Source organism: Pontibacter rugosus, assembly GCF_042678745.1.
Classification (GTDB): Bacteria; Bacteroidota; Bacteroidia; order Cytophagales; family Hymenobacteraceae; genus Pontibacter; species Pontibacter rugosus.
Genome location: NZ_JBHTLD010000017.1, coordinates 25,030 through 37,077, shown reverse-complemented (window position 1 = coordinate 37,077; position 12,048 = coordinate 25,030). Strand labels below are relative to the sequence as shown.

The window sequence follows — 12,048 nt, the reverse complement described above, 5'->3', positions numbered from 1 at the left end:
CTTACAAGCTTAAGTAGGTTAAAAACTGTTGTTAAAGTAAATAAAGTTAATAAGTTATTCATAAGTAATAAAGTTAAAAACATATGACGAAAGTCCTGTCCATCGTAAACGCAAAAGGAGGAGTCGCCAAGACGACCAGTACGCTGGGGATCGGGTATGCCTTGAAGGAAATGGGCCTGAAGGTGCTGTTGGTTGATTTGGATGCCCAGGCAAACTTAACCACCTCCGTTGGGATATCTCCCCGGGAAGAGTTGAATATATCAGACGCGCTTTTAGACAACTGTAAAATCACCGCGGTTATCCGCGAGGCAAACGGGGTGGATATTGCCTACTCCGGTCACTCCCTGATCTCGCGGGAGAATGCCGTGGCCCACTCGGTTGCCGGGGCAGCGAAGTTGCGCTCGGTCCTGAAGAAGGTGAAGGATAAGTACGACTACGTGATCATCGACTGTCCGCCCTCATTGGGTATCTATACCGTGAATGCCCTAATTGCCTCAGACAAAGTATACATCCCGATGGCCGCGGAGCCTTTTGCCTGGAACGGACTGGATAAAATGCTGGAGACCATTGCGATCATTGTGGAAGAGGAGCTTAACCCGAAGCTGCAACTTGGAGGTCTGTTTTTTACAAATCATTCCAAAAACGCGCAAACGATTCTGGGGAAAACCATTGTGAAGGAAGCACAGGGTCAATTGGGGGACAAGGTGCTCAAAACAACGATACGGACGAACGTGGCCTTGCACGAATGCCTGGTGATGAACCAGGATGTGTTTTCCTACGCGCCTGATTCCAATGGGGCGAAAGACTACAGGGAACTCACGCAGGAGATTGTTAAAGAGTAATACTTTATTAAGTATGAATAAAGTATTAAGTTTGTGAATAGTATTTAATAATAGAAGCTTCTTATGGCGAGCAAAGAGACAAAGCGATTCGATAATGTGCTGGGCAAGCTGCACGGGGCACGCCCGGCGGAGGCACCCGCCGGTCCGGTAAAGGAGGAAGTACCCGTACCAGTGCCTCCCAACAAAAGGCAGAAGTCGAACAGGAAACGCATTACCTTTTTTGTGGACGAGGTGCTCGAGGAGTACATCGACCAGGGCACCCTGCATGAGATGTACCGCAGCAAGTCAGACTTTGTGGAGTATATCCTGAAGGAATACTTTAAGGGCAAACCGTACCTTCAGAAAAAATGACCTTAGCTGATTTAAAGTCATACAGTAGGAGGGAGGTGCTGCGCGAGTACCGGCACCTGAGGTATGTGCGGGATAATACCTCCTACTTCCTGTACTTCATCGTGGAGGCGGGGGTGTGTGTGTACGTGGGGGAGACTAGCAACATCTTCTGGCGCATGGCCAAGCACAAGGCCAAGTGCACGGAGGACTCGCGGATCTACCTGCAGGAATACGAGAACAAGGAACAGGTCCTGCGCCTGGAGCGGCACTACATCCAAACGCTCAAACCAAAGTTCAACAACCGTTTCTGCCTCGAAGGCCAGCTGGAGCTCTTTGCCGCCTGAATGTGGCAGGGAAGAGGTATGTATGCGGGCAGACAAGGGCTGATAGACTGCACGTTAAAGAGCGCTTCGGTAGGTGGAAGAAATAAGACCACCGTTACGTATAGGGAATACTAGTTAGTTTCATTCCCTCCAGTTGCAGTAGCTGCCCTTAATAGGGAGCAGTGAGAAACAATGAAGAGATTCTCATCCACACCGTCTTACTAATTTGGTGTTGGGATCCGTCTCAATTTGTTTTGGCTACTTCATTTGTTTCTGAGACTCTATGCAGGATGACCAGAAAAGATGATCCTTTTCTTTGCCTACATTTGCCAGACCTCTGGTTCATTTCATCTAAGAAGCACCATGAACAGCATCACAACATACTGGAATCTGGTAGAAACGCTGAAGGCTGAGATAAACGCCTCCCGCCTACATGCGGTGATTACTGTCAATGAGCAGATGCTCCAGCTCTATTGGAAAATCGGGCATGCTATTCTGCAGCGGCAGCGGCAGGAGGGATGGGGCGCAAAGGTTATCGACCGGCTCGCCACCGATCTGCGGCGGGAGTTTCCGGACATGAAAGGCATCTCGGCGCGCAACCTCAAGTACATGCGTGCTTTCGCAGACGCGTGGCCTAGGTTTGTGCAAGCGCCGCCTGCACAAACCGGCTTGGCACTTCCTGTGCCGGGAGGTGCCCGATTTGTGCAAGAACCGCTTGCACAAATCACCTGGTACCACCACGTAACGATTTTGGACAAGGTCAAGGGCGAGGCGGAGCGTCTCTTCTATATCAAGCAGACGGCAGAGAGCGGCTGGAGCCGCAACATGCTCGTGCACCAGATCGAGTCGCGCCTGCACGAGCGGCAGGGGCGACTGCAGCATAATTTCTCACAGACCATGCCGGTGGCTCAGGGGGACCTGGCAAGGGAGCTGTTCAAGGACCCTTACAAGTTCGACTTCCTGCAGCTCTCGGCTGAGGCCCAGGAGCGGGACCTGGAGAAAGCGCTCGTAGATCACATCTCCAAGTTCCTGCTGGAGATGGGAAGGGGCTTCTCCTATGTGGGGCGCCAGGTGCACCTGGAGAAGGGTGGACAAGACTATTACGTCGATTTGCTCCTCTACCACCTGAAGCTGCACTGCTATGTGGTGATAGAGCTGAAGATAGGGGACTTCAAGCCAGAGTACGCCGGGAAGATGAATTTTTACCTCTCCGCCGTAGACGAGGATTTTAGGTCAGCTGACGACAAGCCGTCCATCGGGCTGATTCTATGCAAAAGCAAAAACAAGGTGACGGTGGAGTACGCGCTTCGGGATGTGAACAAGCCGATGGGGGTGGCCGAGTACGAAGTACTGGAGGCCATGCCAAAGGAACTGCAGGGCGAGCTGCCAACGATCGAGGCGCTGGAGCAGGAACTGGAAAAAGAGATACAGGCGCATGTGAGGCCGCTGGACCAGAAGCTGCGCAAACTACGGGACCTGCTGTCGGTAGTAGACAGGGAGGAAGTGCAAAGGAGCAAAGACAAGGACGCAGTTGTGGACTTGTTCGACAGGGTATTGCCGGAACTAGCCGCTAGGATAACCAAATGCCTGGATGAGGTAATCCCGCTGTTTACCGGTTTCTGGCTAGCTAAAAGGGTCAACAGTCTCTCCAAGCCTAACTATACCACAGAGGAACTGGAGGAGGCGTGGCAACGGGAGAATGTAAACCTGGTAGGGCTGAGCCTGCGCCTGGAAGGTTTTAAAAAGGCGGGCACCAAGGCCTTCAATGTGTCGACTGACGTGATCTTTGTGTTGGAGAACTACAAGTACGGCGTGGGGCCAACCAGGGAAAAAGCGTGGGTGGAGAAGCTGTATCACCAGGAATGGACGGAGAGTGAGCTGCAAGAGCTGGCAGAGAAGTGTTGTGAGGAGGTGATAGAGGAGATCAACGGGTGCTTGGAGCGCATAAGCTAGCATACTGGGAGCAGCAGCCTAAATGATGAACTGTGTTGGAGAAATTCTTCTTTGATTTTCGGCTCGCCTTTCGCTTGTTTCTGAAAGGTAAGTATGCGCAATCCCAAAATAGGAGTAGAAAATTTGGTGCTATTCCTTTTAGTATTTATTGTACCGGAAGTCCTGTCGTCCCACTCCACAGGCACTACATCTCTTATTTTTTCTTTTTCTTGTTTCGCCTCTCTTGGTCTCTATGGATCTTTTCAACGACATCCATGGAAACTACGGTTAATTGGTCTGTCTCGCAATCCCAAATGTTCAGGTACTTTTTGGACACTACATTGTGGGTTTTCCATTTGGCGAATTTCCCATACAGCAGTAGCGTACAGATGTCAGTTGCCGTTATATAATCGCCTGTCTCCGGTAAATGGCTGTGCATTGTACCCTCAATCTGCTGGTCCTTCTCCTCCTCACCTCCATAGTATATGGGTATGATGTTTCTGTGTAGCTGTTTCTTAAGGGTCAGTTTATGACGATCATCAAAAGTCAGCAAATAGTCGTTTCCAAAAATCACAACGCCACTTTCCTGAGGACCTGTCAGCACATAAACCTTTTTCTCGTTTCCTTTAATCAATGGGATCAGGTTTAAGGTAGTGTTGTTGTAGGTCTTAAATAAGGTGTCGGCATTTATCTCAGCTAAAGCAAGCTGTCTGATGGTGTAAAGCCCATGCTCGGCCTCTGTGAACTTCCGTCTGCCTAAATCTATTTTTGCTGTGCTGGCATTGTAAGTGCTGTCAAAAGAAATCGTGCCAATCACTTCAGGCATCTCAGACTTGGAAAAGAATATGCACTTGGAGGTGTCATTTGCCGTGTAGGAAAAGTAGCCGCCTATGTTTCCCCTGTCCCTGTAGCTTTCCATAAACAAGTCGGTCCCGTACCACGAGGCCATTTCTGATCCATACAGAAGCTTTCCCTCTTCGATAATTGGCTGCGCTTTCTCAGTTGGTTTATTCTGCCCGAACGCACTTAGTATCAGTAGCGCAAAAACTACAGTCAAGATTCTATTCATATGCTATCATGTTTAGGGTATGCTGCTAGCGGCTTGGCTGTGGTGTTTTTACACACTATTGGTTTTGTTGTGCGGTTGAATTTTTTTATTCTATTGGCTCCCATTTCCCTTTCTTAAAGAATACGTTATGAAATTTTGGCGAGTTAAATACCAAATAAAAATCCCAAGCACTTCTATAGGTTGTCGGGTTACTTGTAAGAATATGGTGTGTCGGTTGCTCCATTTCGATAATAAGTCTGTCCGAGCGGTAATTGTCGGGGTCGGTCGTTTTGATTACCCCACGATATGTCTTCAGTATTTTCTTCTTGTCCGTTATTTGAAAGAAGATCGAGTCTTTATCTGTTATTTCAAATCGAAAATGATTGTATTGCCAATCCGTTTGCTTTCCCTTAAAGTAATCTCTGTTTACCACATACTTTCCGTAGTAGTCGTCTTTATCCAGTTCTGTTTTAGAAGTCAGCCAACGTACACTTCCCGACAACAAGACAAGGCCTAAAATTCCGATCCAAATGAGACCAAGTATTTTTCCAATCAAGCGCTTTCTCGATAGGAGCCAAGCAATCAATAGCATTCCTGTCAATGGAACAAGAATGAAACTAAAGAATAAATTAAATCCAAATCCCATTTTGAATACTTAGGAATCTCTTTATCTCTGCAGCACAACGTACTTGCCTAAACGGCGGCAAAGCTAACGTTTAGGTTTTGTGTGTGCCCAGCATGGCACGAGTAATATTTCGAAAGAAATATACTCAGATTACCCAGAGGGTGCAAATCCCTTATCGGCGAGTTGGTGAAGCCGATTAGCAAGCCGCAAGCTGGTTTACCGTGAGGTATGCAGTGAAGGAAGCGGGACTGCAAACACCTGAACTGACGAATAGAAACTGCATAAGAGGCAGGGAGTCGTGGGTAAGCAAGCACATCTTTGCAAAGCCCCTGACCAACAAACGGCTCTGTGTAGATGCAGCAGGATTAGGTGGAAGGATAGGTGCCTTACCTGGGGAGAGCTTGGATTAGGTTCGGTACTCCTATGAGCCAAGCAGTCAGCAGAGGCCATAGTAGCCGCCTGGAAACGAGCCGTAAGCACTGCGGAGGCCTCACAGGGCGGTGAAGGGCTGAACGTTAAGTTGCCCGAAATCCGATAAGGAGGTTCAAATCTTGAGTTTGCTAGCCTTATCCCAAACTAGGGCAAGGGCACAGCTGGAGTAAAGAGCGACTGTGCTATCCTTAACGAACCGCCGTATACGCGACCCGTACGTACGGTGGTGTGAGAGGCGCACCCCATCAGTTAACGCTGGTGGGGCCGTCTACTCGATTGACCTAAACAATTTTACTTTTACTCAACTCCAGCACAGCCTGTCTAGGGCTAGGAAAGCTAGTTGCTACGCGCGGGTCCATGATGTTTCCCCCGAAGCCTGTTTCTTCATCCGACAGCTTTCGCTGCATTGCCATCAACTTTTTTTGATACGCTTCACCTCCAACTTCCCAAAGTGATCTAATGGCTATCACCTTTTCGAAATTTCCATTTTTTTTATCGGAGATGAAGTTGAAAAGGTATTCAGCCACCGCAACTGAATTATCGTTCCTAAGAAGTTGCAAGGCAGACACTCTTGAATGAAAGTTGTCAGTTTCAATAAACTTTTTCAGCGTGCCTAGTTCCATGTTCATGTCAAGTAGAAAAGCTGTTTCTAAAGCAACATGCTGTAAAAAGAACGTTTCAATCTCTTCCTCATCAAAACCAGCGGGTTCTTGGGATAAATAAACTTCAATAAAATTCGATACTTTAGATCGATCGAACTTTTTAGACTTAAAGTAGCTCCAAATCTCGGTATAGGTGTCTTCGTAAATTTCTTGAGAAACCAGTGCTTGGTGGTAACTGTGTCGGTAGGTTGCCATCACCTTACCTTCCTCTAGTGGCGCGTACCCCGATGTAGGCGTAGGTAAGCTATAACTGCCACCTTCTCCTTTCTTGAGAAAAAGGTAATAAGATTTAGGCTCTTCGAGTGGAAAGTGCAGACCACGGCCGGATGAACTTTTTAAATCTAGCATATAGAAGCCCGAGATGTTAATTGTTCCATGCAAGCTGTTACCTCCGAAACTCTTCACTACATCAACCTTTGCTCCCGCGGAGTCAATGCTACGTACACTTGCAAGGATAAAATAGTCTGCTTTTTTTATGACTTCCTTCTGCCATGGTTCATCCCAAGTCTCAGCAAAAAGCTCGAGGGGTAAACAAAGCGTTGCAATCAAAACTATCAATAACCTAAAGCTTTTCATTTTCTGATTTATTTCGGTCAACTACGGTGTAAAAGGAGTTAATCTGTTTTTTCACCCTAACGTTGGCTGGCTGAAACTAGACTAGCGAATATAGTATATATGAAACCTATATTAAACGAATTTCTGTCTGATTGCCAATTTCCAAAAGCAGCCCCTCCGTTTTTGTATTTGCCTGCAAGTGGTTTCATGAAGATAGGTATGGGTGAATAAATCAAATATACTCCGCAGATTTGCAGTAAATAAGCAGTGCATTCACCGCATCTTCTTTTTTGTATATGAGCTACTACAGCTACCACCCGCACTGGCCTCGGTTCCACTGGGATGAAACCAGCCTTTCTCCACTCTTGGGAGAGGTGCGCTCTTCTGTTGCCCGTCGACTGTGCCGGGCTTGTTCCGGCAGACCGCGATGTAGAAGGGGTTGTAGAGATGATGCTTGATGCCACGCAGTGCTACCAGGCCCCCCTGACCAAAGAACGGCTGCTTGACTGGCAGGCTTCCCTGTTTCCAACAGGCAGAAGCGGCATGTACCCTATCCTTGCCGGTGCCTTGCGAGACAACACAAAAGGGCCCCTGCAGGTAGTCCCGGGCCATTAGGGCGGGAGAAGGTGCATTTTAAGGCACCTGATGCCCCTACGCTGGAAGAAGAGATGCAGCGCTTCCTTACCTGGTTTAACCAGGAGCACCAGCTCGATCCGGTACTTAAGGCAGGCATGGCGCACCTTTGGTTTGTGACGCTGCACCCGTTTGACGATGGCAACGGGCGGGTGGCACGTGCCCTGACTGGCATGCAGCTGGCCAGGGCAGAGAAAAGCAGCCAGCGCTACTATAGCATGTCTGCCCACATCAGGCAGGAGCGAACAGCTTACTGTGCCATCCTGGAGAAAACACAGAAAGGACCACTCGACATCACCCCCTGGCTGGAATGGTTTCTTACTTGCCTGCACAGCGCGCTGCGCCTGGCTGAAGCAAAATTGGAGACCGTCATGGAAAGAGCCCGCTTCTGGGATGTGCATGCTGCTACGCCTATGAATGAACGGCAGCGCCTGCTGATCACCAGGCTACACGAAGGATTTACAGGAAAGCTGACATCCTCTAAATGGGCCAAGATTGCCAAATGCTCTCAGGATACAGCCGGACGGGACATACTGGACCTGATCCAGAAAGGCATCCTTGTTAAAGCGCCTGGTGGGGGGCGAAGCACTAGCAACGCGGTTGTAACTCCTGCAAACCGGTAGCTAGTGCTACCCTATCTAGATGTAAATTGACAGTGCTGCTGTATGTCTTTATTTCAGAGTAGCTAGTATGCAGGAAGTGCAACTCTGGTTTTATTCTTGTAGCCTTTTTTGTCTGTAGCTGCACCAGCTGGACGCAAACTTGCAGTAGGAGCTACTACGACCCTTGGGGCCGCAACCTGATGGGCATTGAGAAGCAGGGAAAGCCGGACCACAGGTTCCAGTACAACGGCGCTGGCCGCCGCTTCACTCCGTTCAGCCACGGCCAGCCCAGCCGCATCCCAATTCATGCTCGCCTGCGGGTCAGCTGCCGCACAGCCAGCGGCTTCGTGCTTGCATCTTTCCTGCTGCCTATTGTCTGGCGAACTTCAGGACGAAGATTGGCCAATTCGGCCAATTAGATGGCCATTTCATACTTGGAGCCACGGCCTGGCCGGTGTGGGTAAGGATGGCCAGAGCCACCAGCTGCTGCTGCTCCTCAGTGGCTGTGGTTTTTCCCACGCTGTTGATTCGCTGGTTATGCGAGTTGTTGACGGTGCCGTGCTCCCCGGTAAGGCAACGGCTTTTAGCTGCCTTTCATGAAGGCCTGCCTTTATCAGCTGCGCTTCGCTAAGTTGGTCCTTGTAGCGCGTGATGAGAAAGTCTGACCCTGTGTCCCTGCTGCAGAGCGAGACCACACCTTTCTATACCACCAAGGTTCGATTGAAATCTATCCTTTAGTACAAGACAAAAGGTCCCCTGGACACATAAGCTAAACAGTTCCCATGGCCCCCGCTTTTTTCCCCGCTCTGTTTGGGAAAGATCCCGCTTTCCTGCCCTGGAAGGAAAACACGCCGTAGGGTAAAATCGCTTCCCTGGTAGTGAAGAATGCCCTTGCCTCCCAGCGCAGGATGCTGTTCTTTGTATACCAGAAACCTCACCTGCCGCCCCAGTGCTGCCCGGCCCCGAACGGAGGCAGCTTTCCTTGGATGCTTCATGTAGCTTTTACACCTGTCCCAGGCCGGCATGGCCACTGGGAAACATACTCCTTTGCTGATGAAAACAGACAAACTTTGCCAGGCCCTCCTGCGCCTGCACCCTTTTCCCGGAGAGTTGCTGACCGGCCAGGCACAGGCTGCCCTGCGGGCACACGCCGGGGAGGTACTGGCCGAAAGCCACTATGCCCAAAAGCAGCTGCTGCTAAGCTCCGGGCAGCCGGTGGACCATGCCTATTTTGTCGCCGATGGCTTTGCCCGGGGCTTCTGCTACAACGAGCGCACGGGAAGCGACATCACCCTGTTTCTCTGGGAGGAGGAGTCCTTTGCCGTGGCGGCCAACAGCTTTTTCCTGCGACAGCCCTCGGACATTTACCTGGAGGTGCTGCCCGGCAGCACCCTGCTTTCCCTCTCCCATGGGCAACTGGAGGAAATCTTTGCGCGTTTTCCGCCCACCGAAAGACTGGCCCGCGCCCTCTGCCTGCACTACAACGCCTTCCACCAGCAGCGCGCCCGCGACCTGCTCACCCGCACGGCCTGGGAGCGCTACCAGGACCTACTGGCCACGCACCCGCGCGTGGAGCAGAAGGTGTCCCAGGAGGTGATCGCCTCGTACCTGGGCATCACGCCCTGGTCGCTGAGCCGGCTGAAGAAGCGCCACCGGTAACCCGTATCCTTCGCTTGTACAACACAGGACAACCCGTCGGCCTGACTGGGGCAAGTGCACTTTTGCCGGCGCAACCGCAAAGCCTTGTCATGGGGTAAGCCCTTTGCGGCGGCAGACCCCTACCTTTACTTCAGGAAAGCAACACCGACCTCATGAAAGAAAAAGTGGAAATAGGCACACAGCTCATCAGCCTGGTGCTCGTGGTCCTGTGGGTGTATGCCGCCGTGAGTAAGCTACAGGAATTTGAAGCTTTCGCAGTGCAGCTCCTGCGGCAGCCCTTCCCGGACGGGTGGGCAGCTGTGCTGGTGTGGGCGCTACCAGGGGTGGAGCTGGGAGCGGCAGCGCTGCTGGTGTTCCGGCGCACCCGGGGCGAGGGACTGCTGGTTTCACTAGGACTGTTGCTCCTGTTCACCGGGTATGTGGGGCTGGCCGTGGCGGGGGTGTGGGAAGACCTGCCCTGCGCCTGCGGGGGCATCCTCAATAGCCTGGGATGGGGAGAGCACCTGGTGTTTAACCTGATTTTTACCGTGCTGGCGGGAGCCGGTCTGTATATGTGGAAGAAAAAAAGAAGCAGCGCCTCCGGGGGAGACGCCGCTTCAGGGGAGGCTGCCTACCGCAGTGGCGGCAGATAAAATGTTGTACCATATAATTTTTACAAAGATGAAAAAACTTAAAATCAACCTCATGGCCCTCGCAGCGGTGGCCGTGGCTGCGGGCACCATGGCCTTCACGGCACCGGTGAACCAGGAGTGGGTGTTTACAGGCACCAGTCAGAGCCAGATGAAGGACGCCGGCCACTACTCGCTGGACATTGCGCCGCCCCAGGGCTGCGACAACGCCAAGCCCCTGGCCTGCAGCATCGTGGTCGACGCCACCAACGAAGCGGATCTGCAGGACTACCTGGATTCGCGCAATACCACGCAGCTGTTGAACGAGGCCACCGGCCGCAGGTTCTAAGGCAAAGGGTAGGATAGAAACAAGAGGGCCTAAGCCGGATATTCCGGCTTAGGCCCTCTTCGTTTACCTGGGGTTCTGCGTCATGCCCGAGAGCTCGATCACCTCCTCTGGCAGGGGCAGGGCAAAGCGCGGGTCCCCCGGAGGCAGCACGTAGGCCCGGCCATCGAGCACGCGCCGAAGGGTGATGCCGGCCCCTTCGCGGTTGAGCCGCTTGATGTCCATCCACCGCAGGCCCCGCATCAGGAGCTCCTTGCGCCGCTCCTGCAGGACTAGGGCCAGGGCCTCGTCGGGGGTGGCCGCTGTCAGTTCGACAAAGGTGCCGGTGCGCCACCGGTAGCGCAGCAGCGTGTTCAGGCGCTCCAGGGCCCCTGTCACGTCCCCGGCCCGGGCGAGTGTTTCCGCCTGGATCAGGTAGACTTCATCGGTGGCGACGCCCGCAAAGAGGGTGGGGTTGCCCTCGTAGCTGCCCCGGTAGGCCTGGGAGCCGTCTGCGTTCTCCTGGAAAAACAGGGCCTTTCGCAGGTCATCGGGCGCGTACAGGCGATAGAGGGTGGAGTCCACGCGGGCCGTGCTGATGTAGAGCGGCTCGGGGGTGCTGATCTGGCTTTCCTGCAGGACCTCCGGGTTGAACGGGGGAAACGGGAAGCTCACGGCCGAGTCCAGCGTGTTGTAGTCGAGCAGGCGGTCGTAAAGCTGCAGGCTGCGGTCGGCCTGGGCCCCGGCCTCCGCGTAGCGCCCCATCACCAGCAAGGTCCTGGCCAGCAGGGCATGGGCCGCGGGCGCGGACGGGCGCATGACGTGGCGCGCCGTGACCGGCAGCAGGGCCGTCGCCTGCTCCAAATCCTGTAGGATCTGCCCGTAGGTCTCCTGCAGGCTTGCCCGCACGGAGCGCCCGCCGAAGTCGGTGCTGAGCCGCAGGGGCAGGCCCAGGTCCGTGGCCGCCGTCGCCTCGTCATAGGCCACAGTCCAGACGAAGGCGGCGTTCAGCAGCGCCTGTGCCCGGTGGTAGAGGGCCTGGCCTTTCACCTGGTCCCATGCCGCGGCGTTGGCGGGGGTGCGCGCCAGGCGCTGGAGTCCTTCCAGTACTGTGTTGGCATAATACACCCGCTCGTAGGCGCTGTACCAGTCGTTGGGGTAGTAGTCGATGTGGAACAGGTTGTCTTCCGCCCAGGTGTACTTGCGCTGCTCCCCCTCGTTGAAAAGGGCGGCCCAGGCGTCGGTGGTCAGGTAATAGTCGTCGGCGCTGGTCTCCGAGGAGCCGGCCGGGCTGTTGTAGTTGAGGACGTTGACATAGTCCAGCAGGGCCTGCAGGTCTTCCAGGGAGGAGGGAACGGCCAGCTTCCCGTCCGGCTTCTCCTCCAGGAAGTCCTCGCAGGCAACCAGGGTGCAGGCCAGCAGCAGCAGGGCCCACAGGCTTCGTTTGATCGTGTACGTGTACATAGTGTTCG

14 protein-coding genes are annotated in these 12,048 nt (G+C 53.0%); 9 read left to right on the top strand and 5 right to left on the bottom strand.

The features are described from left to right. Positions 1-83: 83 nt before the first annotated feature. The 4 genes from ACFQ2O_RS03640 (at position 84) to ACFQ2O_RS03625 (ending at position 3,448) form a co-directional block, all read left to right on the top strand. On the top strand, positions 84-842 hold the full coding sequence (locus ACFQ2O_RS03640; RefSeq protein WP_377523047.1) for a ParA family protein: 759 nt from the start codon (positions 84-86) through the stop codon (positions 840-842). A 63-nt stretch (positions 843-905) separates the two neighbouring features. Then, positions 906-1,193, top strand: coding sequence for a hypothetical protein (locus tag ACFQ2O_RS03635; RefSeq protein WP_377523046.1), 288 nt, complete (start codon positions 906-908; stop codon positions 1,191-1,193). Continuing rightward, complete coding sequence (locus ACFQ2O_RS03630; protein ID WP_377523045.1) at positions 1,190-1,516, top strand: GIY-YIG nuclease family protein; 327 nt, start codon at positions 1,190-1,192, stop codon at positions 1,514-1,516. Before ACFQ2O_RS03635 ends, ACFQ2O_RS03630 begins: the two co-directional genes overlap by 4 nt. A 342-nt stretch (positions 1,517-1,858) precedes the next feature. Then, positions 1,859-3,448, top strand: a complete 1,590-nt coding sequence (locus ACFQ2O_RS03625) for a PDDEXK nuclease domain-containing protein (protein WP_377523044.1) — start codon at positions 1,859-1,861, stop codon at positions 3,446-3,448. 193 nt (positions 3,449-3,641) lie between these two features. On the opposite strand, the gene ACFQ2O_RS03620 is transcribed toward ACFQ2O_RS03625, so the two are convergent. The 3 genes from ACFQ2O_RS03620 to ACFQ2O_RS03610 form a co-directional block, all read right to left on the bottom strand. After that, positions 3,642-4,496 (bottom strand): hypothetical protein, encoded by an 855-nt coding sequence (locus ACFQ2O_RS03620; protein WP_377523043.1) that lies wholly within the window; start codon positions 4,494-4,496, stop codon positions 3,642-3,644. An 85-nt stretch (positions 4,497-4,581) separates the two neighbouring features. After that, positions 4,582-4,977, bottom strand: a complete 396-nt coding sequence (locus ACFQ2O_RS03615; protein ID WP_377523042.1) for a hypothetical protein — start codon at positions 4,975-4,977, stop codon at positions 4,582-4,584. Positions 4,978-5,813: 836 nt separating this feature from the next. Then, positions 5,814-6,791 (bottom strand): hypothetical protein, encoded by a 978-nt coding sequence (locus ACFQ2O_RS03610; protein ID WP_377523041.1) that lies wholly within the window; start codon positions 6,789-6,791, stop codon positions 5,814-5,816. Positions 6,792-7,091: 300 nt separating this feature from the next. On the opposite strand from ACFQ2O_RS03610, the gene ACFQ2O_RS03605 reads away from it, so the two are divergent. Both ACFQ2O_RS03605 and ACFQ2O_RS03600 read left to right on the top strand, forming a co-directional pair. Next, positions 7,092-7,364, top strand: a complete 273-nt coding sequence (locus ACFQ2O_RS03605) for a hypothetical protein (RefSeq protein ID WP_377523040.1) — start codon at positions 7,092-7,094, stop codon at positions 7,362-7,364. An 11-nt stretch (positions 7,365-7,375) separates the two neighbouring features. After that, the gene (locus ACFQ2O_RS03600) at positions 7,376-8,005 is read left to right on the top strand and encodes a Fic family protein (protein ID WP_377523039.1); all 630 of its coding nucleotides are present in this window, start codon (positions 7,376-7,378) and stop codon (positions 8,003-8,005) included. Between the two features lie 348 nt (positions 8,006-8,353). Here ACFQ2O_RS03600 and ACFQ2O_RS03595 read toward each other — a convergent pair whose 3' ends face one another. Then, positions 8,354-8,503, bottom strand: a complete 150-nt coding sequence (locus ACFQ2O_RS03595; protein ID WP_377523038.1) for a hypothetical protein — start codon at positions 8,501-8,503, stop codon at positions 8,354-8,356. A gap of 534 nt (positions 8,504-9,037) precedes the next feature. On the opposite strand from ACFQ2O_RS03595, the gene ACFQ2O_RS03590 reads away from it, so the two are divergent. From ACFQ2O_RS03590 to ACFQ2O_RS03580, 3 genes are all read left to right on the top strand, one after another. Beyond that, the gene (locus ACFQ2O_RS03590; protein WP_377523037.1) at positions 9,038-9,643 is read left to right on the top strand and encodes a Crp/Fnr family transcriptional regulator; all 606 of its coding nucleotides are present in this window, start codon (positions 9,038-9,040) and stop codon (positions 9,641-9,643) included. A 152-nt stretch (positions 9,644-9,795) separates the two neighbouring features. Continuing rightward, complete coding sequence (locus tag ACFQ2O_RS03585; protein ID WP_377523036.1) at positions 9,796-10,275, top strand: MauE/DoxX family redox-associated membrane protein; 480 nt, start codon at positions 9,796-9,798, stop codon at positions 10,273-10,275. Between the two features lie 28 nt (positions 10,276-10,303). Beyond that, positions 10,304-10,600 (top strand): hypothetical protein, encoded by a 297-nt coding sequence (locus ACFQ2O_RS03580; RefSeq protein WP_377523035.1) that lies wholly within the window; start codon positions 10,304-10,306, stop codon positions 10,598-10,600. 63 nt (positions 10,601-10,663) lie between these two features. Here the strand turns inward: ACFQ2O_RS03580 and ACFQ2O_RS03575 are convergent, their stop codons facing one another. Beyond that, entirely contained in the window at positions 10,664-12,040 is a 1,377-nt protein-coding gene (locus tag ACFQ2O_RS03575) for a RagB/SusD family nutrient uptake outer membrane protein (protein ID WP_377523034.1), read from the bottom strand. Positions 12,041-12,048 lie beyond the last annotated feature (8 nt).